Annotated in this window: 20 protein-coding genes and 1 CRISPR repeat array; of the genes, 6 read left to right on the top strand and 14 right to left on the bottom strand. The window is 46.8% G+C overall.

Translation table 11 applies throughout. The features are described from left to right. Positions 1 to 20: 20 nt before the first annotated feature. The 11 genes from QZ157_RS06290 to QZ157_RS06240 all read right to left on the bottom strand — a co-directional run bounded on the left by QZ157_RS06290 (position 21) and on the right by QZ157_RS06240 (position 10093). A complete protein-coding gene (locus QZ157_RS06290) occupies positions 21 to 920 on the bottom strand; it encodes a hypothetical protein (protein WP_295143237.1) in 900 nt (299 codons plus the stop codon). Positions 921 to 1096: 176 nt separating this feature from the next. Further along, the gene (locus QZ157_RS06285) at positions 1097 to 2452 is read right to left on the bottom strand and encodes a coproporphyrinogen III oxidase family protein (protein WP_295143234.1); all 1356 of its coding nucleotides are present in this window, start codon (positions 2450 to 2452) and stop codon (positions 1097 to 1099) included. Positions 2453 to 2716: 264 nt separating this feature from the next. Further along, complete coding sequence (locus tag QZ157_RS06280; protein ID WP_295143232.1) at positions 2717 to 3622, bottom strand: hypothetical protein; 906 nt, start codon at positions 3620 to 3622, stop codon at positions 2717 to 2719. Next, positions 3562 to 4257 carry a hypothetical protein gene (locus QZ157_RS06275; protein WP_295143229.1) on the bottom strand — a complete coding sequence of 232 codons (696 nt, stop codon included), beginning with the start codon at positions 4255 to 4257 and terminating at the stop codon, positions 3562 to 3564. The genes QZ157_RS06280 and QZ157_RS06275 overlap by 61 nt, the downstream gene beginning before the upstream one ends. Positions 4258 to 4262: 5 nt before the next feature. Further along, the gene (locus QZ157_RS06270) at positions 4263 to 4760 is read right to left on the bottom strand and encodes a YajQ family cyclic di-GMP-binding protein (protein WP_122872912.1); all 498 of its coding nucleotides are present in this window, start codon (positions 4758 to 4760) and stop codon (positions 4263 to 4265) included. Between the two features lie 2 nt (positions 4761 to 4762). Next, positions 4763 to 5692, bottom strand: coding sequence for a D-2-hydroxyacid dehydrogenase (locus tag QZ157_RS06265; RefSeq protein ID WP_295143224.1), 930 nt, complete (start codon positions 5690 to 5692; stop codon positions 4763 to 4765). A 9-nt stretch (positions 5693 to 5701) separates the two neighbouring features. Further along, positions 5702 to 6877, bottom strand: coding sequence for a glutathionylspermidine synthase family protein (locus QZ157_RS06260; RefSeq protein ID WP_295143280.1), 1176 nt, complete (start codon positions 6875 to 6877; stop codon positions 5702 to 5704). 4 nt (positions 6878 to 6881) lie between these two features. Next, the gene (locus tag QZ157_RS06255) at positions 6882 to 7520 is read right to left on the bottom strand and encodes a UPF0323 family lipoprotein (RefSeq protein WP_295143221.1); all 639 of its coding nucleotides are present in this window, start codon (positions 7518 to 7520) and stop codon (positions 6882 to 6884) included. Beyond that, positions 7517 to 8197, bottom strand: a complete 681-nt coding sequence (locus QZ157_RS06250) for a DNA-binding protein (RefSeq protein WP_295143218.1) — start codon at positions 8195 to 8197, stop codon at positions 7517 to 7519. Before QZ157_RS06250 ends, QZ157_RS06255 begins: the two co-directional genes overlap by 4 nt. 109 nt (positions 8198 to 8306) lie before the next feature. Beyond that, complete coding sequence (gene rpsU / locus QZ157_RS06245) at positions 8307 to 8519, bottom strand: 30S ribosomal protein S21 (protein WP_002951513.1); 213 nt, start codon at positions 8517 to 8519, stop codon at positions 8307 to 8309. An 89-nt stretch (positions 8520 to 8608) separates the two neighbouring features. Continuing rightward, on the bottom strand, positions 8609 to 10093 hold the full coding sequence (locus QZ157_RS06240) for a flavocytochrome c (RefSeq protein WP_295143215.1): 1485 nt from the start codon (positions 10091 to 10093) through the stop codon (positions 8609 to 8611). Positions 10094 to 10224: 131 nt separating this feature from the next. Between QZ157_RS06240 and ccoG the strand changes: the two genes are divergently transcribed. The 6 genes from ccoG (at position 10225) to QZ157_RS06210 (ending at position 19071) form a co-directional block, all read left to right on the top strand. Then, positions 10225 to 11556: a cytochrome c oxidase accessory protein CcoG gene (gene ccoG / locus QZ157_RS06235; protein WP_295143213.1), complete on the top strand. Its 1332-nt coding sequence runs from the start codon at positions 10225 to 10227 to the stop codon at positions 11554 to 11556. A gap of 58 nt (positions 11557 to 11614) precedes the next feature. Beyond that, a complete protein-coding gene (locus QZ157_RS06230; RefSeq protein ID WP_295143210.1) occupies positions 11615 to 12247 on the top strand; it encodes a TetR/AcrR family transcriptional regulator in 633 nt (210 codons plus the stop codon). Positions 12248 to 12363: 116 nt separating this feature from the next. Further along, a complete protein-coding gene (locus QZ157_RS06225) occupies positions 12364 to 13542 on the top strand; it encodes an efflux RND transporter periplasmic adaptor subunit (protein ID WP_295143208.1) in 1179 nt (392 codons plus the stop codon). Further along, positions 13542 to 16679 (top strand): multidrug efflux RND transporter permease subunit, encoded by a 3138-nt coding sequence (locus QZ157_RS06220; RefSeq protein ID WP_295143205.1) that lies wholly within the window; start codon positions 13542 to 13544, stop codon positions 16677 to 16679. Before QZ157_RS06225 ends, QZ157_RS06220 begins: the two co-directional genes overlap by 1 nt. Continuing rightward, entirely contained in the window at positions 16672 to 18048 is a 1377-nt protein-coding gene (locus QZ157_RS06215) for an efflux transporter outer membrane subunit (RefSeq protein WP_295143202.1), read from the top strand. The genes QZ157_RS06220 and QZ157_RS06215 overlap by 8 nt, the downstream gene beginning before the upstream one ends. Before the next feature lie 900 nt (positions 18049 to 18948). After that, on the top strand, positions 18949 to 19071 hold the full coding sequence (locus QZ157_RS06210; RefSeq protein WP_295143199.1) for a hypothetical protein: 123 nt from the start codon (positions 18949 to 18951) through the stop codon (positions 19069 to 19071). Here the strand turns inward: QZ157_RS06210 and QZ157_RS06205 are convergent. The 3 genes from QZ157_RS06205 to pyrE all read right to left on the bottom strand — a co-directional run bounded on the left by QZ157_RS06205 (position 19064) and on the right by pyrE (position 22335). Continuing rightward, positions 19064 to 20608 carry a type IV secretory system conjugative DNA transfer family protein gene (locus QZ157_RS06205; RefSeq protein ID WP_295143197.1) on the bottom strand — a complete coding sequence of 515 codons (1545 nt, stop codon included), beginning with the start codon at positions 20606 to 20608 and terminating at the stop codon, positions 19064 to 19066. The two genes, QZ157_RS06210 and QZ157_RS06205, sit on opposite strands and share 8 nt — an antisense overlap. Positions 20609 to 20773: 165 nt before the next feature. Further along, positions 20774 to 21196 (bottom strand): RDD family protein, encoded by a 423-nt coding sequence (locus tag QZ157_RS06200; RefSeq protein ID WP_295143194.1) that lies wholly within the window; start codon positions 21194 to 21196, stop codon positions 20774 to 20776. A 527-nt stretch (positions 21197 to 21723) separates the two neighbouring features. Further along, positions 21724 to 22335, bottom strand: a complete 612-nt coding sequence (gene pyrE / locus QZ157_RS06195; protein ID WP_295143191.1) for an orotate phosphoribosyltransferase — start codon at positions 22333 to 22335, stop codon at positions 21724 to 21726. A gap of 183 nt (positions 22336 to 22518) precedes the next feature. Further along, positions 22519 to 23531: direct repeats of the CRISPR family, unit length 30 nt; unit sequence GTTTCAAACCCCAACGGGGTAAATTTACAC. Positions 23532 to 23556 lie beyond the last annotated feature (25 nt).

Raw genomic sequence — 23556 nt, 5'->3', positions numbered from 1 at the left:
TCCTTTACGAGCCCCTTTATCTACCACTCGCGCCACTCCTCGGTTATGTCTACGTCCTCGCCTAACTCTAGCCCCGTTTTACGCACGAGCGCGTCTATCCACTCCCACAGCTCCTCTCGATCCACGGTCTCTATAAGGCCGTATTTGTCGTTGATTTTATTTAGGGCTTTTACGAGCTTTGCGGTGCGGCTATAGACGGCTGAGGCGCTTTTCTTTTGCGTAGCTTCGCACAGAGTTTGCGCGTAGCTAGCCAGAGCCGCCTCTACGGCCGCGATACTCTGCTCGCAAAACATATCATCGCCCTCAGCCATACGTTTGCGCCACGCCGCCATAGGCGTTTTGGCGCCAAGCGCTTGGATCTCGGGGATGCGGCTTGGGTCTATGTTTTTATTTTGCGACCGCAGATGCGCTTTTAGGCGGGCGCGCTCTTTTTCGTGCAATTCCAATTTAAACAACCTAATCCAGCTCAGCCTCTCGTCAAAATTTAATGCTACTATCAAACGAAATTCCTCAAAGAAAGCGTCGTAGCCAAACCCGTAATCCGTTTTGCATTTACCCGTGAGCTTCTTGCCTATTTTTTCCTCGACGGTCTTTTTATCGTCGCCTAAATTTAATCCAAAAGGCAAATCTACGGCCGAATTTCCGCCCGCTTTTTCGGGATAGACGCTAATCTCGTGCAAAATCAGCTGGTCTTTTTCTTTATTGTAACTGCCGATGGGCTCTCCGTACATATCCGCATATCTTACGTAGCCAGTAAATACGCTATAAACCCCTTTTTCATCATTAGTTGCCCTCACCCAAAACAAATTACCGTAAGAATCGTAATTTGGAGTCGGGTTACTCGGCAAGCCACACCGCGCTAAAAACTCTTTGACCTCTTTAGAATGGATCGGTCTGCCAAGCAAATCTTGAAGCTGCATATTTTTCCTTTTTGTAAATTCGTTTCGATGTTTTTGACTACGCAGGGCTAAATTTAAAGCACTTTAGCGCGCCTTTAGCGGACGCGGGTCGAGCAAATCCTGCTAAAAAGAGTAAATTTAACGCTTAATTTCGCGCAGGCTTGGTTAAATTTAGCCGAATTTACGGGGTTTGCTAATTACACCGCGGCTCTAGGCGAGATGAGAGCGTCCTCAAAATCAGCATGCGTCTCTTCGCTCATTATGCGCAAAATTTTACTGCGCTTTATCTTCGCGTCGTCTTTAAATATCGCGCGCACCTTATCCATGCCCGCGTAAAAATCGCGCATGAGCACGAGGCAAAGATACCTGCCAAATCCCGTCGGCACGATACGGCCGCCCTCTTCGTAGATAGCGCCGACCAGCTTTAGTAAATTTAGCTCCGCAAATAGCTCTTTTTTGATATTCGCGCCGTTAAATTCGTCGTATTTGGCGATATTTACGCCGCCGTCAAACAGCTCGGTGAGGAAGATATACTTTAGCCGCTCTTTTTTCGTAAAGCCGCATTTTGCGATAACTGGACTTTCGCCGCTTTTGACGCGGCGGCCGTAGTCGAGCAGATTAAAGGCGTTGATAACCAGCTCGCCGTTTAAAAAGCTAAACGCGCCGCTACCCACGCCCACGTACTCGTGGTGGCTGCCGACGTATTCGTCGCGCAAATTCGCGCTATCTCGGCCAAATGCCCAAGCGTTGCTTTGATGATAGTCGCTAAAGCTCTCGCAGATGATTTCGTAAAATTCGCGCTCGTTGTCGCTATCTGCGACGCCTAGCGACTTTGCGATCGCATCGCGCGTAAGGGGCGACTTCATCAGCGGATAAAACGTGATCTGCTCGGGAGCTATGGATTTTGCGATTTTGATGTCGTTTAGCAGTTGCTCTTTGGTTTGATTAGGAAGGTTAAAGATAAGATCAAGGCTCATAACCGGCAGCACGCCAAGAGCCTTTTTCAGCTTTTCTTGCAACGCCTCGCTAGAGCCGAATTTCTCGTATCTGGCTACGCGTTTTAGCGTCTCGTCGTCAAAGCTTTGTACGCCCACGCTTAGGCGGTCGATGAGTCCTTGAAATCTCTTTAAATTTTCGGGCTGGATGTGGTTTGGATCGCTCTCGCAGGACACGTCTTTGATACTAAAGAGCTCTTTAGCCAGTACGAGCGTTTTTTCAAGCTCGGGTTCGTTTATGAGCGTCGTGCCTCCGCCGACGTAAAGCGAGCCGAAATCAAAGCCTGCGGCCTTAACCTGCCGCATCTCTTGCCTTAAATTTTCAAAATAAATTTTAGCCAGTTCCTGCTCGTAATGATACTTGTGAAATGAGCAATACGGACAAAACGTGTGGCAAAAAGGCACGTGAGCGTAAAGCATATACTCGGTATTTTCGCGCGGCATTTTTACGTATTTTTTATCTAGGATGTCGATATTTAGGCCGTTATAAAGAGATTTTTGCATGGTATTATGGGCGTAATTAACCGCAAATTTTTCTATAATATTCTTAAAACCCATAATTAATTTTCTCCCGTAAATCCAAATTTATGTTCGTAAGGATATCTAAAATTTTATTAATCTCGCCTTGAAAAGGGCTGAATTTGCCGAAGTTTTATCAAAATCGGGCGTAAAATTTAAAATTTCAGCCCCTATTTTGAAGCAAAAATCTACCTGCATATCCTTGATGTTGTTTGCTTTGCGCAAAATTCGCCGCCAAGTTACAGCTTGCTTAGGATTTAACATAACGGTTTTGGGTAGCCGCGGCTAGATAATTTACCGAGCTTAGCGCGTGTCGCCCGCCTTTTGTTTCGAGATTATCAGGCTTGAGTCCAGCTCAAATTTCTCTCCGCTTTTAGTCTGCAGATAGTAAAATTTACCCAGAGCCGATAGGACTTTGACATTGTAGAGCTTTACGGAGTCGTCTTGCTTCCAAGCGTACGTTTTGCAGACGGGAGAGATATTTACGGCGCTTGCCTCGAGCAGGCCGCTACGATTGCCGTTTTTATCGTACGTTAAAACCGAGTTTTCAAAAACGACCTCATCGCTAAAAGCAACGCCTATATCTGTGCCGTTAGCGTCTATAAATTTTATCTCGTCGTTTACTCCGCTAAAAATATACGTCTCGTTGCCGTCTTTTACGGCTAGCTCGGCTTTTTGTTTATTGTACGAGACGATTTGCGCCTTTTGTTTTGCGTAGCAGCCGTCCTTTGCGCCCGCGCCGATACAGCCGTTTTGATTATTTTGGCAAACGCTTTCTGGCAAAGCGTTTAAGGCGTCTTTTTTGAGCGATAGCATTTTGTAGTTTATATTTCCCAGATCGGCTACTTGGACGATTTTACCGCTCATAACCGCGACGATGACTAAATTTATGATTATCAAAGACCAAAAAATTATCTTAAAATCATCTATATCCTTAGACGTTATAAGCGCACTAAACAAAACGGCGAAAAATGCCATAAAAAGCATCAAAAAAGCGGTGGTAAATCCATCCTCGCTTACGCGGACGTAGACAAGCAGCGCTACCGTAAACGGAGTCGCGAAGGATAAAAATCCGTGCGATATCATAAAAAATGCAAGAGGAATGTCAAATTTACTGTTTTTAAAGCTACAAAGTAGGCAAAATATGACTATATCGCCGCTATAATCAACAGGAAATAAGAATTTAAAAAATCTACCGCGCTCGGGCAAAAATATCCTGCACCGACAAATGCTATGCCCGCAAGCGTAGCTATCAGATAAATCGCGTAAAAAGGCGTTTCGTTTTTTTCGCCGCCGTCGTAAGAAACGATCAAAACCAAATGCAAAGCAGGAAATATATATAAAATAACAAATAAACCAAAACCCGATATCGCTAGCGCGCTAAGTAACGAAAAGATGCTATCGCTGCCGGATACCGAGAAAAATCCGACATTTTGCGAGAAGATAAAATATATTATAAATGGAATCAGCCCCAAAAGCGCGATTAGAATCTGATAGTATTTTTTCACGCGGCAAATTTGCTCCGAGACGAAAAGCTTGATACGCTTTTGATTATATACTTCGTTATATTTTTTGTAAACGTCCGAATCGCGGCTTAATTTATCCAAATTCGCAAGCAAATTTACCTGGCGATAAATTCTGTCGTTTAGCTCGTCTATATCCGCAGCCGTTTGCGAATAATTATCGCAGCTAAGGTTTTCAAATTTAGCCAGTCTATCTTTTAACAGACCGATTAGTCCCGAGACGTCCTTGTCGCACTCTTTATTTTTAAGCGTTTTAATAAAATCGCCATACTCCTTTATGGCGCTATTTTTTTCTTGGATTAACTTTTTAAAATTATCCATTAAATTTACTTCAAATTTTTAAAACTTATCGGTAACTCCAAATTTAACCCCTTTACAAGCCTTATGCACTCTTGCAAATCGTCGATACTTTTGCCGCTTACGCGCACCTCTTCGCCGCGGATTGCCGCAGTTACTTTTAGCTTTGCGTCCTTGATCGCTTTGGTGATTTTTTTCGCGTTTTCGCTATCTAGGGTGTCGTTTAGCTTTAGCGTCGCCTTGATATTTCCGCCGCTAGCGCTCTCGCGTTTGCTTTCAGTCACGGCTACCGGCGGGATATTTCGCTTGATGAGCTTTGAGATCACGATGTCTTTTAGCGCGTCGATTTTGTTGTCGCTAGAGCTAAGAAGCGTAATGATTTTTTCCTTTTCGTTTAGCTCCACCTCGGCCGCAAGCCCCTTAAAATCATATCTCGCCGCGATCTCTTTTTTTGCCGTCTCCAGCGCGTTTTTGACCTCCATCATATCGACCGCCGCGCTTATATCAAAACTATGCTCAGTTGCCATTTTTATCCTTTCAAAAATTCTTTTATATTTTCCGCAATCATCGCTACTAGCCGCTGCCTAGCCTCAAAACTCGCCCAAGCTACGTGCGGAGTAAGTATCAAATTTTCCTTGTTTTTGATACGAAGCAGCGGATGATCCGCGCGCATAGGCTCGGTCTCTAGCACATCGGCGGCAAAGCGCAAATTTCGCCCGTCTATCGCGCGGGCTACGGCGTTTTCGTCCACGATGCCGCCGCGTCCGAAGTTCATCAGTATGGCGCCCTCTTTCATCAAATTTAACTCCCGCTCGCCGATCAAATTTCGCGTTTTTTCATTTAGCCCAGCGTGGATACTCACGATGTCGCAGCCGCTTAAGAGCTCGTCTAAATTTAGCCTTTTAAACTCTGCGTTTGCGTTTGCGCCGCTAGTGGAGTAGTAGCTTACGTTCGCGCCAAAAGCCGCCGCGATGCGCGCCACGCCTCTGCCGATCTCGCCAAGGCCTATGACGCCGAAGCTTTTGCTCGCTATCTCGCCGATACTACGGTCTAAATTCGTAAAAATTTCGCTTTTCGCCCACTCGCCGCTTTGCGCGTAGTTATCGTAAAATTTGATGCGATTTGTCAGCGCAAAAAGGCAAGCAAACGTATGCTGCACGACGCTAGCCGTCGAGTAGCCGGCGACGTTTTTTACCGCGATGCCTTTTACTGCAGCGTAGGCGAGATCGACGTTGTTCATTCCCGTCGCGCTTATGCAGATTAGCTTTAAATTTGACGCATCAATCGTCTCTTTGTCGATGACGACCTTGTTCGTGATGACGACGTCCGCGCCCTTTAGCCGCTCTATGCGCTCGGCCGCAGCGGTCGTCTCAAAGCTAACAAACTCGCCAAACTGCCCAAAAACGTCTAAATTTACGTCGCTTCCAAGCGTCGCGGCATCGAGGCAGACTATTTTCATTTTGCGTCCTTATTTGATAAAATGACCCACGAATTTGGAGTAGTTATCTAAAATTTCGCCGCCTCTGCGGTATCCCAGCGCGCACGCCTCGTAGGCGAAAAACACTCCCGCTTGATAGCTGTTGTTGGCGGCGTCTTTGTTAAATTCGTAAAATTCCTGATAGATAGCGCGGTTTGCTCCGTAGTCGCCGCCGTTTTGCGAGCTAATGCTGCCGTCGGCCTCTATCACGCTCACGTTTGCGCCCTCGCGCCCGAAAACCGGCTTTTTCACGCACTTTTTGCCCGCGATCGGCTTGTCGCTAGCTTGCAGTAAAAGCGGGTGATTTGGATATAGATCCCATAAAATTTTTAGTATCCCTTTGCTTTGAAAAAGCAGCGTGTATGCGGGATTTAGGATGATGGCTTTTTGATTTTGGACGATGTTTTTTAGGATGATGGCTAGCTCGCCTTCCTCTACGGCGATGTCCTCCCACGGCACGAGCTTGAACCAGTACTCGTAGTTTTCTCCGTCAAAAAACACGCCCTCCTCGTCGTTAAACACGACCTCGTGGACGTAAGCAAACGCCGTGTGAAAGCCCGCCTCCTCGGCGATGTATTGCAATAGCTTCACGGTCTGCTCGTCCTCGCTACTACCCGCAACCGAGCTAAATAAAATTTTCCAACCCTCGTAGTGCTCGCTAAAGCTCTCGGTCTCCTCATCTAACGTCACCAGGCGCCTAAAATTTTGCTTTAACGCGTCATAAAGGTCGTTAAACTGCGCACTCTCGTCCATGCGATTAAATTTAAGCGCCGCCCACTGGATGATCGCCGTCTCAAACACGGCCGTCGGGGTGTCGGCGTTAAATTCGATGAGTTTTATCGGCTTTCCGTCTAGCCCGCCGGCTAGGTCAAATCTGCCGTAGAGGTGCCAATGCACGTCGTTTTCCCAGCTTTCGCGCACGAGATCTACGAGGTTAAACGGGATGCCGACCTCGTGGTAGAGGTTGTTATCGATGACGTGTTGGGCGGCTGCGACGAACATATCGTATAGCTCGTTTGCGGCGTTGTAGTACGCCTCTGCCTGCGCCTCGCTAACCTCGACTAGCTCGTCTGCTACGTAGTCGCTGCCGTCTGGATCGGTGTGCCACGTAAAGCCGATCTCGCCTAAAAATTCGCTATTTAGCGGTTCGATTTTTTTTAAATTTATCATTTTATCCTCCGAAACTTGAACTTGAGCTTGAGCTTGAACCGCCGAAAAATCCGCTTTTTCCGCCGCTTGGTTTACTAGCCGAGCTAGCAGCTTTGGCTTTGTTAAAGCTATCTACGCTCCTTGAATACGCGCTTGGGTTTTTATACGCGCTTTGGCGCTGCGACTGATAGCCGGGATTGTTAAAGAGTTTGTTGCCTATCCAGCTGCCGATGATCGCGCCCGCAGCCGAGGCTAGAAGCGTCTCGCCAAGGCTCATACCGCCGCTGCTTAGCTGCGCGTTTTGAGCGTTTGAGCCGGTTAGATTCGACGTTCCGGCGTCGATTTTGGCATTTTCTTCGGCGATTAGCTTATCCATCTCCTCTTTGCTTAGCACGCGCTCGGTGCCGTTGATGTCCTTTAGCACGACGCGCGTTTCGCTGCTCGGATACTCTTCTAGAACTTTATATTTGCCGGGCGCGGTTTCTTCGATGATGACGAAGGCTCCCGTTTTTTGCGCCGCTTCTTTTAGCGCGCTACCGTCATTGTTATTTGCTCCGCCGTTATCGCTGCCGCATCCTGCCAGCCCAGCCGCTATCACCGCGCCAAAGCCGCCTACCGCAGCGTAGCTGGCTACTTTTTTGATATGTTTAAAAACTCTCATTTTTTATCTAGCTCCTTTGAAATTTTCTTGCTTTTTACCATTATCACGCCTTTTTTAAATTTGATAAATTTTGATTTTCCGATGTTTTTTATGATTTTATTTTGCGTTTTTTTAAGGCTTTTGCCGCTTAAATTTTGCGATTTTAAAAACTCGGCTAGGCTCGTCCATTTGCCCTCACTTTTAGGCTCGCTCTCGACAAATTCGACGTCGATCGGAGCCGCGTACTCGCCGTTTTGGCGAGCCAAAAGCGGACGCTCGAGTAAATTTAAAAAATTTCTAATTTTCTCGTCGCGCTCGCGGTAAATTTGAGCGATTTCTGTTTTATTATTTAGCAAAATTTGCTCTTTTTCGCGAAAAAGCCTCTCTTTGTCGGTTTGCAAATTTTGATTTTGTTCTTTTAGTTCGCTAATTTGCGAGAGTAGAAATTCATTCACGTCAAATTCGCCCGTCTTTGATTTTCTTGATTTCGCGCTTTTGGCCAATTTTTCAGTAGATGTTTTTGGCGGCTGATTTGGCGCTAAATTTGCCGCAGTACCGGACTCGTAGCCGTCCAGAACCACGTATTTTACGCCGTCTTTTTCAAAGGTCTTTAGCGTGCCGCGACGAATGCGGTTGTAGACGGCTTCTTTGGTTACGCCTAAGATTTCCGCGGCCTCGCTCACGGGCACTTTGGACATATTTTTCCTTTGATCGTTAAATTTGGCGTAGATTATGGCAAATTTTGGCTTTGATGCGAGTTAAACGGGAGTTTGAAAAAAGAAAAGGCCGCCGAAGCGACCCTTTTGGTTAGAGCTTTGACTCGTAGCGTCTAAGCATATATAGACGTTTAAGCATTTTCTTGCGAGCCGCGATTTTTTGTTTTTTGCGGATCTCGGTCATAGGCTCGAAAAAGCGTCTTGCGCGAACTTCAGTCACGACAAGGTTCCTGTCGGTTTGCTTTTTGAACTTTCTGTAAGCTTCGTCAAAAGACTCGTTAGGATGTACCTTAATACCAGGCAACGTCCTCACCACCTTTCATTTAAAATAGACGGCGATTATAGTTTAAATTTGATAAATTTAAGCTTTGCCAGCCGTCCGGGGTTTTAAATTTAGCCCTTTAGGATATGCTCCGCCGCTATCATCGCCGAGCTGATACAATCGGGCGTCGAGCAGCTAGTAAGCCTCGTATATCCGTGCACTCCGCCCGTAGCCTCGCCTACGGCGTATAAATTTTTAATAGGCTTGTTATCGTTTATATTAAGGACCTCAAAGTTTAAATTTACCCTCACGCCGCCTGGAGTATAGCTGATGCCAGGAGCTCCAAGTATCGCGTAAAACGGAGCCTTTTCTATCGGAGTAACCTTGGTTAAATCTTTTTTAAAATCGGTATCGGTTTTGGCAGCGACGTTTTCGTTATACCGCTTTATTTCCTCTTTTAAAATTTGCGCATTTAGCTTAAAGTCCGCCGCCAGCTCGTCTAAGCTCTCAAATTTTTTCATCTTGCCCGTTTCTATAAATTTTTGCAGCCTCTTTGGATCGTGGCTGGAAGCAAATCCAGTTGCGTCAAAGATTATAGTCGGGAACAGATCGCTTTCATTTTTTTGCATATTTTCTAAAATATTATCGGACAAAGTCTGTCTATCGCCGTCTTCGTTCATAAATCTCTTTGAGTTTTTGCCGTCGACCGCAATAGCAAATATCAAATCCTCCGTCGGAATACCAAACGAATAGCGTCCCAGACTAACCTGCACCAGCATCGCGCCCGCTCTTATCATCGTTTTTAGTGCGCCGGCCGTTGCGCCCGGATTTGACGGCGTGGAGGCTAGAGCGAGTCTTGGGTTTTGCGCTGCCTTAAAGGCTTTATCTGCCGAAAATCCGCCGCTTGCAAAGATCACGGCCTTTTTAGCTTTATAAAATTTAACGTCTCCGGATGCGTTTTGCGCGTCGTCGTCGGCTAGGTCTTTGTCAAATTTATACCCCTCTCTCACCTTTAGCCCTATCGCCGCGCCATTTTTATCCAGCACGATTTCATCGACCTTTACGCGCTTTAGCGTCTTGCCGCCTTTGCTCTCAAAGTGCGAATTTAGCGCCTGTACGCACGCTCCGCCTCCGCCTACGGTCTCTAGACTTCTTGCCACGCTATGCCCGCCAAGATGCTTTAGCTTTTCGGCGTATTGCACGCCTCTTGCTTTGACGAATTCATACGCTCTTTTTGAGTTCTCAGCGATCCTGTACGACTGCTCTATGTAGTTAAAGCCCTTGCCTGCTTTGTTTAGATCTTTTACGAAAAGCTCGATAGAGTCTTTGATGCCGGCCTTTTCCTGTTGTTCGGAGCCCACGCAGGCAAAATCAAGCTGAGAAACGACGGAGTTGCCGCCCATTCGCGACATCTTTTCTAGTAGCGCTACACCAAGCCCACCCTCGGCTGCTACGATACCCGCGACGTTTGCGCTAAGGCCGCTACCTACCACCAAGACGTCGTATTCCGCGTCCCATTTTATCTCGTCATCTTGTGCCGCTTGCAAATTTAGCGCACCAACAGCGGCCGCCGCGAGGCCGGTTTTGATGAAATTTCTTCTAGAAATTTTTTTCATAACATCTCCTTTAAAGAATTTATGAAATTATACATCATAAAAGTGGCGTAATAGCAATTTTAATATGCGTTTAATAGCATTAACTCTATAATTTATCAAAAATTATCACTACTTTGTAATCAGGATGAATAATGACTAAAGAAGAGTATAAAAAATATTTCAAATTTGCCAGCAAACGCTATATCGCCTACATCCTGATCACCTGTACCGCGCTCGTTTTACCTTTTATAACCATTGGCGGAAATCAATTTTTTCTTTTAAGCTTCGAGCGTAGCGAGCTGCATCTATTTTTTGCCAAATTTAACGTTCAAGAGCTGTTTTTGATGCCTTTCGTGCTCATTATTTTTTTTATGACGAATCTAGGCGGCCGCGTCTGGTGCGGCTGGAGCTGCCCGCAGACGATATTTCGCGTGATTTACCGCGACCTTATACAAACTAAAATTTTAAAGATCCGCAAGAGCGTTTCAAATAAGCAAACGCAGGCCGAGGGCGGCGTCAAAAATGCGCTAGCAATCGCGATCTGGAGCGTTTTAGCCTTTGTCGCGGCGGCGAATTTTCTCTGGTTTTTCGTCCCGCCGCAGGATTTTTTAGTTCAAATTTTAGACCCGGCCGAACATAAAATTTTACTCGGGGCTTGGATCGTTATCGCGGCATTTTTGATATTTGACGTAGCATTTTTGGGCGAAAATTTTTGCATTTACGTCTGTCCGTACGCTAGAGTGCAGTCCGTGATGATAGATAACGACAGCATGCAGGTCATTTACGACGAGGCACGGGGCGGTAAAATTTTTGAGGGACAAACCAAACTGTGGAAAAAGCCTCCTGAGCCGCAAAACGAGTGCACCGGCTGCGAAGCCTGCGTGAAAATTTGCCCGACGCACATCGACATCAGAAAAGGCATGCAGCTAGAGTGCATAAACTGCCTGGAGTGCGTCGATGCGTGCACGAAAACGATGTCGGGGCTAAATTTGCCTAGTCTAATTAGTTGGACTAGCTCAAATTCGCTAAAAACCAAGCAAAAGGTGCGGTATTTGCGCTTTAAAACCGTCGGCTACTGCGCCGCCATCGCTATCGCCGCGACCGCGCTAGCGCTAATGAGCGCCAAAAAAGAAAACATGCTGTTAAACATCAACCGCACGAGCGAGCTATATAAGATAAATAAAGACGGCCAGATCGAAAACGCTTACGTGTTTTTGTTTGAAAACACCGACGCGCACGCGCACGAGTTTTACTTTGACGTTAGCGTAAACGATGCCGATATCAAAATAAAACGCCCAAAAAGTAACATTGCCTTAAACGCAGGCGAAAAGAAGAAAATCGTAGTCGTATTAACGGCTCCTAAAAATGCCGCTAGACCCGGTAAAAACGCAAATGCAAAGATAACTATACGCGCCTATGCCGCAGACGAAAAAGAGAAAATTAACGTCGTCAGGGAGACTATTTTTGCATACCCGAGGGACTAAAAATCATATTTTTATTGTATAATCCTTAAATTATAATTTTAATTTTTAAAGGTATGCAATGAACGGGAAAATCACGCAAAGAAGCGCCGAAAGAAAAGAAAAATTTATCCAAGCCGGTATGGAAATTTTCCTCGAAAAAGGCTATGAAAACACGAGTCTAACGGATATAATCAAAAAAAGCGGCGGGTCGCTGGCGAGCATCTACAAATTTTTTGAAAACAAAGAAGGGCTTTTTCGCGCTATCGTAGAGCGTGGATTTGACGACTTTAGAATGCAGATAGACGAAAAAATCGATCTAAATTTATCGCATAAACTGGATGATTTTTTAACCAAATTTGCGATGATATTTTTCGACATAATCTGCGACAAAGAAACGACGCTAATTTCAAGAGTTATGATGAGCGAGGGCGCGAAAAACGACGGCCTTTTAGGTAAAGAGTTTTTGGATCAAATTTTAAGCAAAATCGATAAAATTTTAATAGATTTTTTCGAGCGTGAAGACATAAGAGTCCAACTAAATCCATGTATCTCTCCTTACGTCGCGGCCAAGGCGTTTGCCGCAGTCGTTAGAGAGCCTTATCATTATAATGCTATTTTGCTAAACGAGGACATAACGCTAAGCGCAGAAGAGCGCGAAGAGCACGTAAAAACACGTATAGATATGTTTTTGCACGGCGTAAAAAAACGCTAAATTCGCCCCTCAAAAATTTGACTTTTCATTTAAATAAGAGTAAAATAGCCGATTTTATTTGTAAAAAGTATTACAAGTTAAATTTCGTATAAAATCTAAAAAATAAAGGCAAATTTATGAGAAATTTTAAAAATATCTCTGTTTTGTTATTGGCGTCGTTGCTTTTTACGGCATGCTTTGATGGTAACGATAAAAAAAGCATGGCCGGGCAACAACGGCAAATGCCGCCGTCAAAGGTCGATGTATTCGTAGCTAAAAAATCAGACGTGCCGATCAGCTTTGATTACACCGCGACCCTAACGAGCCTGCAAGACGTAATCGTATTTCCAAAAGTAAGCGGCACGATAATTAAGCAGTTTTTTAAACCCGGCGACAACGTAAAAGCCGGCGACAAGCTGTTTTTGATAGATCCCGAAAAATACCAAGCCAGCTACGACGCGCTTGAAGCCGCTATCGGCGTAGCAAACGCAAATTTAAAAAACGCTCAAACCGAATTTAACAGAATCTCAAATTTATATAAGAAAAACGCCGTTTCGCAAAAAGAGTATGATGCGGCCGTTTCGGCGCTTGAAATAGCAAACGCAAATTTACTAAGCGCTAGAGCAAGCGCCAAAAACGCCAAAATCGACCTAGGCTACACGAGTATCGCTGCGCCTTTTGACGGCGTTTTGGGCGATAACCTAGTAGACGTGGGCTCACTAGTCGTAGCAAACACGACCCAGCTAGTACGCCTAACCAAAATCAATCCGATCGAGGCGCACTTTCACATCTCCGACGTAGATAATCTAAACCGCGTCAAAATGCAAGAAAGCGGCCTATGGGCGCAAACAAACTCGGACGCCGTACTAAAAGTCGGTCCTGGAGAGTTTAACGGCAAGGTAAATTTCATCGATAACGTCGTAAATACGAATATGGGCACAGTTTTAGCCAAGGCCGAATTTAACAACGACGAAGGCAAGCTACTACCTGGCATGTTCGGCCACGTGACGATGGGCGGATTTTACCAAAAAGACGGCTTTAAAATCCCTCAAGTAGCGCTCCAGCAAACCGACGTCAAGACCTACGTGCTAGTCGTAGAGGACGGTAAAGTAGCCTCTAAGGACGTAAAAATCACCTACCAAACCAAAGACGCCGCAGTCGTTAGCGAGGGACTAAACGAAGGCGATAAGATTATCTTAAACAACTTCCTAAAAATCGGCGTTGGCGCGCCCGTCGAGATAGATAAGGACCTAACCGAAAGCTTTGGTAAAGGCATAAATTTAGAGCCTAAAAACGAGCAAGAAAAGGCTAAATAATGTTTTCTAAATTTTTCATTGACCGCCCGATATTTGCCACCGTCGTATCTATAATCATAGTTATCGCGGGCGCGATGGCGATAAAGGGGCTTCCTATCGAGGAGTATCCCAAGCTAACCCCGCCTCAAATTTCCGTTAGCGCCGTCTACACGGGCGCCGACGCCCAAACTATCTCCGACTCCGTAGCCAGCGCGATCGAGGATCAGATAAACGGCGTAGAAAACATGCTCTATATGCAAAGCACCTCAAGCTCGAGCGGCTCGCTAAATATCAACGTTTATTTTAAAATCGGCACATCATCCAAACAAGCCACGATCGACGTAAACAACCGCGTCCAGGCCGCGCTCTCAAGGTTGCCTCAAGAGGTGCAAAACATGGGCGTGACCGTGCGCGAACGCAGTGGCTCAATCCTAGAAGTAGTCGGCTTTACGAGCTCAAACATGGACTTAGTCGAGCTATATAACTACGTAAATTTAAACATCGCAGACGAGATCAAAAGGGTTAACGGCGTGGGCGACACGGCGCTAATCGGTAGTAAAGAGTACTCGATGAGAATTTGGCTAAAACCGGACAAACTAGCCTACTACAAGCTAACCCCTAGCGACGTCATCGCTCAGGTAAAAATCCAAAACAGCCAATACGCCGCCGGTAAAATAGGCGAGCAGCCCTCAGACGGGGATAATCCTTACGTTTATTCCGTTCGCTCGGACGGCCGTCTCAAAAATGCCGCGCAGTTTGGCGATATAGTAATCAAAAGCGCCGACGGAGCGGTGCTAAAGCTAAAAGACGTAGCGACAGTGGAGCTAGGAGCGGCTAGCTACGCATCAGACTCGATGCTAAACGGCCAAGACGCCATCCCGCTTTTAATATTTATGCAAAACGACGCTAACGCCCTAGCCACGGCGCAAGCGGTAAACGCAAAGCTTGACGAGCTAAGTAAAAATTTCCCCGAGGGATTTACGCACACGATCGCATATAATCCGACCGAATTTATCGAAGTCTCTATCCACGAAGTCGTAAAAACCTTCATCGAGGCGATGATCTTAGTTATCATCGTTATGTATATGTTTTTAAAGAGCTTCCGTGCGACCGTGATCCCGATGCTAGCCGTTCCCGTGTCCATCATCGGCACCTTTGGCGGACTATACGCGATGGGATTTAGTATAAATTTGATCACGCTTTTTGCGCTCATCCTTGCTATCGGTATCGTCGTGGACGACGCCATCATCGTTATCGAAAACGTGGAGAGAATTTTACACGAGGAAAAAGACATCACCGTCAAAGAAGCGACATATAAAGCGATGGAGGAGGTGCAAACGCCCGTCATCTCGATCGTACTCGTTCTCTCGGCCGTTTTTATCCCAGTTTCTTTTATGGAGGGCTTTGTCGGCGTGATCCAGCGCCAGTTCGCGCTCACGCTGGTTACTTCGGTTTGTATCTCGGGATTTGTCGCGCTTACGCTTACTCCTGCGCTTTGCGGCGTTATGCTAAAAAAACAAGAGAGCAAGCCGTTTTGGTTTGTGCAGAAATTTAACGACTTTTTCGACTGGAGTACGAAAATTTTTAGCGCAGGCGTGGCGACAGTGCTGCGTCACGTTATCATCAGCCTTATTTTGATAGGCGTCATGGGTTTTGCGACTTACGAGCTGTTTAAGAAAGTCCCTAGCGGCCTCGTACCGTCCGAGGATAAGGGCGCGCTGATGGTTATCACTTCGCTACCGCCGTCAAGCAATATGCTAAAAACCAAAGAAGAGGTAAAAGCTATTAGCAACATGATTCTAAGCAATCCAAACGTCGAATTTACGATGGGTTTTGCCGGATACGATATGATCGCGGGCGCGCTTAGAGAAAACTCGGCCATCAGCTTCGTCAAGCTAAAAGACTGGAGCCAGAGAAAAACGCCGGATAGCCAAGCAGACGCGCTAACGAGGCCTTTTAACGGTATGCTTTGGGGCTCGAAGGAGTCGATGAGCTTCGTCGTAAACGTTCCGCCTATCATGGGCCTATCGATGACGGGCGGCTTTGAGATGTATCTACAAAATAAAAGCGGCAAAAGCTACGCGCAGATCGAAGAGGATGTAAAAAAAGTAGTCGCAGCCGCAAACGCTCGCCCTGATCTAACCAGCGTGCGCTCGACGCTAGAGACTAATTACCGCCAGTTTAAAATCGACGTCGATAGGCAAAAAGCCCAGATGTTCGGCGTGAGCGAGAGCGAAATTTTTAGCGCGATAGGCTCGACTTTCGGCTCTTACTATATCAACGACTTTAGTCTGTTTGGCAAATCATACCGCGTCTATGCCAGAGGCGAGGATAGATTTAGAAATAACCCCGAAGACTTGCGTAAAATTTACGTCCGCTCAAAAGGCGGCGAGATGATACCGCTAAACTCAGTCGCAACTCTAACTAGAATTTTGGGTCCCGATATCGTGGATAGATTTAACCTTTTCCCGGCGGCTAAGATCCAAGGCGACCCAAAACCGGGCTACACATCGGGAGACGCGATAAAAGCGATACAAGAGGTGGTCGAGCAGACGCTAAGTACGGAGGAGTACTCCATCAGCTGGGCGGGCACGGCGTATCAGGAGGTTAGCTCGCAAGGCACGGGCTCGACGGCGTTTATATTCGGTATGATTTTCGTATTTTTGATCCTAGCGGCGCAGTACGAGCGCTGGCTCATCCCGCTAGCCGTTATCACGGCCGTTCCGTTCGCGGTTTTCGGCTCGCTAGTCGCCGTTTGGGCTAGAGGGCTAACAAACGACATTTACTTCCAGATCGGACTACTGCTTCTCATCGGTCTATCGGCTAAAAACGCGATCCTTATCGTAGAATTTGCGATGCAAGAAAGACTGGCGGGCAAGAGCGTATTTGACGCGGCCGTTAATGCTGCAAGGCTTCGCTTCCGCCCGATCGTCATGACCTCGCTCGCGTTTACCCTGGGCGTTTTTCCGATGGTTATCAGCACGGGTGCCGGCGCTGCGTCTCGCCACTCTCTAGGCACGGGCGTGGTCGGCGGTATGATAGCTGCCACTACGATAGCGATATTTTTCATACCGATGTTTTACTATCTGCTAGAAAAGCTAAACAACAAAGTCTGGGACAAAAAACCAAGCCGAGCACAGGAGATCAAAAATGTATAAAATTTTAACTTTAGCCGCGGCGCTATTTTTAGCAGGCTGCTCGTTTCGACCCGAGATACCCGAGGTCGATACGAAATTTGAATCTACGTATAAATTTGAAACTAGCGACATCAGAGACGAGTGGTGGAAGGAGTTTGGCGACGAAAATCTAAACGCACTCGTAGCTAGCGCGCTAGAGAAAAACACCGACCTCCGCACGGCTTATTTAAATTTACAAAAAGCGGCCGCGAGTCTGGACATATCAGAGGCCGATCTTTTTCCTAGCGTAAATTTAAACGTCGGCTACACAAAAGCAAAAAGTAGCGGCGAAACCTACACCAAACAGCCTCAAACGCGCTACCGAAACTCTGAGGTAAATTTAGGCCTAAGTTACGAGATAGACCTGTGGGGCAAGGTGAGAAACAGCATTGAGTCGGCTAAAGCCAGCCTAAACGCGACCAAGCTCGACTACTCCACCGCGCGCCTTAGTATAAGCTCTAGCGTGGCTAAAAGCTACTTAGCGCTCGTGGCTCTAAATATGCGCGAAGCCGTACTAAAAGACACGCTAAAAACCTACGAGGAGACGCTGGCGCTTCGCAAAACGCAGCTTGATCTAGGCGGCATAAACGAGACGACCTATCTACAAAGCAAAGCAGCCGTCGAAAGCGCGAAAGTAAGCCTACTAGAGGTGCAAACTTCGCTATCTCAGGCTATAACGTCAGTAGCGGTACTAACAGGCAAATCAAATGACGAGATCCTAAACGGAGCCGTGCAGAGCGCTAAAATGCTGCCTAAAGAGCCCGAAGTGAGTGCTGGCGTGAGCGCGGACATACTGCTGCGCAGGAGCGACGTAGCCAAAGCCTACGCCGATCTAAACGCGACTAACGCGCTAATCGGCGTCGCAAAGGCCGACTATCTGCCGTCCATCTCGTTAACGGGGCTTTTTGGTTTTTCTAGCGTGGATTTTGAAAATATATTTGTCGGCAATGCCAACACGTGGAGTATAGGCGGCTCTTTGGCGCAGAAAATTTTCGACTACGGCAGAACCAAAAACAATGTACGCATCGCCGAAACTAACGAACAAATCGCGGCCGTAGCCTACGAAGCTGCGATCAAAAAGGCTCTGGGCGAGGTTAGAGACGCGCTAAACAACCGTAAAAACGCCAAACTAACGCTAAATCAGGTCAAAGAACTCCTGCACTCGCAAGAAAAAATCTATAAGCTAGCCAAGGATCAGTTTGAGGAGGGCTATACCGGGCATCTGGAGCTACTCGACGCGCAGCGCAACCTACTCTCGGTTAGACTACAAGTTATCGCGGCAAATTTAAACCTCATCGACTCGGTCGTGGACGTATATAAGGCATTTGGCGGCGGATTTAAAGCCGAATAATTTTACTCTTTGGCGGAGCTTTCCGCCTCTTTTTTGAGCGATTTTTTTAAATTTTGTAAGCGCCGATTAGCAAACCGAGTTGAGGTTTTTAAAATAAGATTCAACTAAACTTAAGCGGATTTTTCTTATTAATTTTAAAAGATTTTGATATAAGTTTTCACGCGTAGTCCTAGCACCGCATCTAAACTCTATCCCGCTACGCTCGTGGCCGCGACTTAAAAAGCTACAAACGCATCAAAGCTAAGCACCTATCTTTTTTCCGAAGTAAACGGTGCCTTAATAGCTGCAAAAGCGCAAGTTTGATCGTTTTTCTAAGATTTTAGTAAATTCCGCTATTTTTCTACATCAGATAAAAATACCATAAAATTTCTCTCAATTTCTTCTATGAAATTTGGGGGCGGATTTCAATTTTACGCCGCAGCGTGTCAGATTTGACCAAACGTCAGACGATTAAAATCGCTAAATTACGCTGCCGTTTAAATTTATGCCGACCTACAAAATAGATAACGCGCCGAAGCTTGGCACAAATTTGGCCGCAAAACTTGCTTTTTAAATTTTGGCTAAATTTACGAACCGTTTTGTTAAATTTGACTGCCGATGAGCGGGTTTTTGTCTGGCTTGCTCGCTAAATTTGGATACGGATAACGGCAGCAAATTTGACTGTTTATACTGATTGCTATTAATCGATTGTATCCCGTAGCATTATACGAACTGTTTGACTTCTTAGCTCGTCGGCTTGATCAAATGTTAAGCTTTCCACCGCACAAACTCTATATAAAAAATATTTTCTCTTTTTTGCTATCCATAAATCAAAGCAACAAAAACGGCAAATTTGGATTTGTATTTTGCGTTACAGAGCGTCAAGTTTGACATAAACGGCGAGCGGTTAAAATCGTCAAGTTGTGTCACTGTTCAAATGTACGCCGCACTTCAAATTTGACCCAAATTTACGCTAAAATTTGCTCGCTAGCTCAGTCAAATTTAACTCACAACTGCCTGCTAGCCGCCGTCAAATTTACCTAAAGCTTATCTGCGCATCGTCCGTGCCGTCGTCAAGCGAGATGTTGTAACCGCCGGTATTTGGCGGGCGTTTATAGATATCTTGCGGGCCGATATTTAGCACCTCGTCGCTAAAAAACACGCATTCGCGCTCGCCCGTATCCACGTCGCGCACCCAGATTTTGCCGTCGTCCACGATCTCCTCGTCAAACTCTATCACGCGGTTTTCGTAGATCTTGCCTAACAGTCGCTCGTGTAGGCGGTTTTCGCGCTCAAACTCCAGTTGCGCTTGCAGACACTCCGCCTCGTCGATGAAAATCGGCTCCAGCGCGATCTTGTCGCCCTCTAGCACACACTCGAATTTCTCCAGCGTAGAGCAGTCCACCTCGCTGCCGCCCAGCCTCACGACGTCTTTGTTGCGCATGAAGTAGCGGTTGGTGAGGTTGCCCATCAGCGCCTCGTACGCCGTGCCGCCGATCGCGCGTTTAAGCAAAAACTCGTTTTGAAACGCCAGCACCAGCTCCACCTCGCACTCGCGCAGGATCTCTTCATTTAGCTCGGTGTTCTCGCTTAGCAGCTTCGCCGACTCGTCGAGAAATAGGCTAATAGGCCTTTTTTGCTTCATCGTTACGCGCTTTAAAAGCTCGGGCAGAAAGCTGTTTAGCAGGAAGCTCAGCGCGCTTTTGTCGCAGCTAGCGGCGCTAAATATCACGATCTTGCCGCTATTTAGCAGCCCTGCGATACTCGCGTCGCCCGCAGCGCCCTCGCCGTCGCCGTTTAGCGAGTCGTCGTTCATGAGGCCAAGAAAGGGCGACATCATCATCGAGTAGTTGCGAAAATCATCCCTCGTGCGCTCGTCGCCGATGTCCTTGTAGCGGCTCGTCGCATCCAAAAACTCGTCCGCAGTCGCTAAAAACGCGCGGTTTATCATTATCGTCTCGCGGGTAAAATTTAGCGTCGAGGAGTCGAGATTATCGCAGATGAGGCTCAGCGTGTCTTTAAACTCGAGCATCTTTTCCAGATCTTGCGAGAGGCGCAGTATCGTAGCGACGTCAAATGTAAAATCCCGTGCGAGCGTACGCACGTCGGCGTAAAAGGCGTCCCCGTAGCAGTCGCTTAGCGGCGTGATTTTTTTAGCGAAAATTTTAAGCGCCTTTAGCACCTTAAAAAACTCCGTCGCGATGCTCGAGCCAAACTCCTCCCAAAACTTCTCCCTTGATTCCATCGGCTTTTTCACGCAGTTTTTAAAGTCCCGCGGCTTCATCGAGGCGATGAGATTTATCGGCGCGTCTAGCCTCGCGCCCACGCTCACGACGTCTTTTAGGCGGCCCGCTCTGCGCGCTAGAGCCTTGATCTTGGCGCTCTCGCCGCCTTTATAATCCACAGCAAACACCGCATAGCCGTTTTGCATGCGGTCAAGTAAATTCGGATATATCATCGCCGTCGTCTTGCCGCTGCCGGTCTCTCCGATGATGGCCGCATGCGTGAAGTCGCTAGGTATCAGCGCGCCTTTTTTCTCCGCGTTTTCCCGCGTTCTCGTAAATCCCATTATTTTTTGCATATTTTTCCTTATCGGGGGCGATTGTAACGAAATTTGGTTTAAAGATTTAAATTTGACGGGGCGGCGAGCGGATTAAATTTTAGCTGCGAGCATGCAAAACCCGCACCGCAAAATTGCTAGACGTAAATTCGGCATCAAATTTGAACTAATAAAAACGAGCTAAATTTACTCGGCTTTTTTACAGACGGCGGCCGAGTGCGTGAGTAGATCGTGCAAATTTAGCGCGTCCTTGCGAAAAAAACAGAGGCAAAGTCCGACGATGCTCACGCCTGCAAGCAAAAAGCATGCGTAGCGTAGCAAAACGCGTGCGAAACCAAGTTTGCGGCCGCTGCGTAGGTCGATGAGGTAGATATTTTGCGAGCGGTAACCGGGCGTCTGGGCTTTGATCGCAAAAAAGGCGCAGCAGATAAGACCGACTGCGAGATTTGCCGCAAATATCGCTATTTGGTTGTGCAAAAATTCGTCCTTGCCGCCCAAAAAAACATAAGTCGTGAGGTAATATATCGGCATGCCGATCAAAAAAAGATCGGTGATAAAGGCCTTTACTCGCGTGCCGATGGTGGCTAGCTGCGCTTTTTGTTTCGCCAAATTTACTCCTTTTTTTGCTTTATTTTGGGCGCTCGTTTTGGATTTTTGAGCGTCAGATTCGCTTGCTAGCGCCCAAATTTATGCGCCTCTACTTTGTTGTAGCATTTTACTTTTATGCGCCGTCGCTTCGATGCGGTAAATTTAGGGCTCGTTTCCGCGCAGCAGTTTGAGACGATCGGTGATTTCCGCCCAGCATGTTTTTGCTAGGCCTGCTTGCGATTGATTTATCACCCGCTCCGTATCGTTGTCAAGCCGTAAATTGCCGAAACTATGCGCCGCTTTTAAAATCATAAATTTTAGGAAGCGCTTTTGTGGGCGTAAATTTGCCTAAACCCAACTTGCCGCTAAAAACGCAAGACTGCAATGCAAATTTGGAACGCTCCGCCCGCAACATACGAAACCCAGCGGTGAGCTTTAAATTTTATCGCCCGAGATGCCGCACGGCGATTTGATTTTTTGTTTGACACTTGCAAATGCCGTCTAAATTTACGCGACTAAATAAAATAAAGCCGCGAAATTTGGCAAAATTAGTTGCCTCTGCTGCCCGGTTTTATCGCCTCGCTTCCCGTAGCGCAAAGAGGGCAGTTTGCGGGATCAAAAATCTCAAACTCAAAGTTTCCAAGCGCGAAAAACGGCTTGTCGGCGGGTAGTTTGGCGCTAGCTTTAGCGACGCTGCCCGCTAAATTTGCGACCTTGCAAAAGCCGCGATTGGCAAGCGCGGCAAACGCCACGACCTTGCCGCCTAGGCCTTCTATCACGCGCGCAGCCTCCATCGCCGAGCCGCCCGTGGTGATGATGTCCTCACAGACGACGAATCGCTCGCCTTCCCTTACCTCAAAGCCTCGTCGCAGGCTCATCACGCGCTCGACTCGCTCGGTAAAGATAAAGCGTTTTTTTGCCGCGCGAGCTAGCTCGTAGCCGGCCAAAATGCCGCCTAGAGCGGGCGAACAGACGCTGTCAAACTCTACGCCCGATTTTTCGATGACGGCGGCTAGCTCGTCTGCTAAAGCGCCTGCTAACTGCGGATCCTCGAGCACCTTGGCGCTTTGCAGATAAAACTGCGAGTGGTTGCCGCTGCTAAGCAAAAAATGCCCCTGCAAAAACGCGCCCGCATCCTTGTAAATTTTCTCTAAATCCATCGTTTTTCCTTTGTAAAATTTGGGCGAATTTTACCCTAAGCGCGCTTAAGCTACTATTTCTTGGCTTCGCGGACCGCATAGGTTGTCTTAAACGGTGGCTTTGGTTTTGGGTTTTGGGCGGATGAAGCGTGTAGTTTGCTGATTTGCACCTTGCCGATAAAATAAATCTGTCAAATTTATTCGGTTTCAAACCCTAACGGGGTAAATTTACACAAACTCAAACATCAAGAATCTAAAGCTTGAGAGTCGTTTCAAACCCCAACGGGGTAAATTTACACCGGCGGGACTGTCTATGATTATACCGATATGTTTAGTTTCAAACCCCAACGGGGTAAATTTACACCACAAAAAGGCCTAAGTGGTAAAGGCAAAAAATGGCGTTTCAAACCCCAACGGGGTAAATTTACACGGTGCGCAGCGAGCTGACCGCGCGATCTAGTGATATAGTTTCAAACCCCAACGGGGTAAATTTACACCAAGCTAACCGCCGAGGCAGTGTCGGACGCTCTCTGTTTCAAACCCCAACGGGGTAAATTTACACACCACCGACCTATACGTTAAACTTTCCCCTGCGCTGTTTCAAACCCCAACGGGGTAAATTTACACCGTATGTTTTCCTTGTCTCCTCCGGCAGAGTCTGCAAGTTTCAAACCCCAACGGGGTAAATTTACACCGTGTCGCCTTTTTGATTTCTAAGAGTTTTACCACGTTTCAAACCCCAACGGGGTAAATTTACACGATTTCGCTTTGGTTGCCTAATCTTATGTACAAAAGTTTCAAACCCCAACGGGGTAAATTTACACCCCGATTTGGCGTCGGCCTCATAGGCAAACACTTGTTTCAAACCCCAACGGGGTAAATTTACACTCGTCGCGGGTCAAATTTTGTTTTGAAATTTGCAGTTTCAAACCCCAACGGGGTAAATTTACACGCGCAAATAACTCAAATCTTGGACTTTATTGCCAAAAGTTTCAAACCCCAACGGGGTAAATTTACACTAAGCTAGCTTGTCAGTATTGTTTCGCTCGCTACAAGTTTCAAACCCCAACGGGGTAAATTTACACTTTGGCGTTGTAGGCAATTCTTGCGCGCTCTAAGGGTTTCAAACCCCAACGGGGTAAATTTACACTCGCCGATATTGATATTTTCTTGCATAATGTTTTCTAGTTTCAAACCCCAACGGGGTAAATTTACACCTAGATGCGCACTCAACGAGACGAA

Origin of the sequence: uncultured Campylobacter sp., assembly GCF_905372745.1 — a bacterium.
GTDB lineage: Bacteria > Campylobacterota > Campylobacteria > Campylobacterales > Campylobacteraceae > Campylobacter_A.
Note: the sequence above shows the minus strand (reverse complement) of the source record. Positions and strands in the feature narration are given on the sequence as shown.

Coding starts and splice junctions, on each gene's coding strand:
- QZ157_RS06270 (WP_122872912.1), bottom strand. CDS start 4,760: ATGGCAACTGAGCATAGTTTTGATATAAGCGCGGCGGTCGATATGATG.
- QZ157_RS06285 (WP_295143234.1), bottom strand. CDS start 2,452: ATGGGTTTTAAGAATATTATAGAAAAATTTGCGGTTAATTACGCCCAT.
- pyrE (WP_295143191.1), bottom strand. CDS start 22,335: ATGGATTTAGAGAAAATTTACAAGGATGCGGGCGCGTTTTTGCAGGGG.
- QZ157_RS06240 (WP_295143215.1), bottom strand. CDS start 10,093: ATGAAAAAAATTTCTAGAAGAAATTTCATCAAAACCGGCCTCGCGGCG.
- QZ157_RS06230 (WP_295143210.1), top strand. CDS start 11,615: ATGAACGGGAAAATCACGCAAAGAAGCGCCGAAAGAAAAGAAAAATTT.
- QZ157_RS06205 (WP_295143197.1), bottom strand. CDS start 20,608: ATGCAAAAAATAATGGGATTTACGAGAACGCGGGAAAACGCGGAGAAA.
- QZ157_RS06290 (WP_295143237.1), bottom strand. CDS start 920: ATGCAGCTTCAAGATTTGCTTGGCAGACCGATCCATTCTAAAGAGGTC.
- QZ157_RS06225 (WP_295143208.1), top strand. CDS start 12,364: ATGAGAAATTTTAAAAATATCTCTGTTTTGTTATTGGCGTCGTTGCTT.
- ccoG (WP_295143213.1), top strand. CDS start 10,225: ATGACTAAAGAAGAGTATAAAAAATATTTCAAATTTGCCAGCAAACGC.
- QZ157_RS06275 (WP_295143229.1), bottom strand. CDS start 4,257: ATGGATAATTTTAAAAAGTTAATCCAAGAAAAAAATAGCGCCATAAAG.
- QZ157_RS06255 (WP_295143221.1), bottom strand. CDS start 7,520: ATGAGAGTTTTTAAACATATCAAAAAAGTAGCCAGCTACGCTGCGGTA.
- QZ157_RS06215 (WP_295143202.1), top strand. CDS start 16,672: ATGTATAAAATTTTAACTTTAGCCGCGGCGCTATTTTTAGCAGGCTGC.
- QZ157_RS06265 (WP_295143224.1), bottom strand. CDS start 5,692: ATGAAAATAGTCTGCCTCGATGCCGCGACGCTTGGAAGCGACGTAAAT.
- QZ157_RS06220 (WP_295143205.1), top strand. CDS start 13,542: ATGTTTTCTAAATTTTTCATTGACCGCCCGATATTTGCCACCGTCGTA.
- QZ157_RS06250 (WP_295143218.1), bottom strand. CDS start 8,197: ATGTCCAAAGTGCCCGTGAGCGAGGCCGCGGAAATCTTAGGCGTAACC.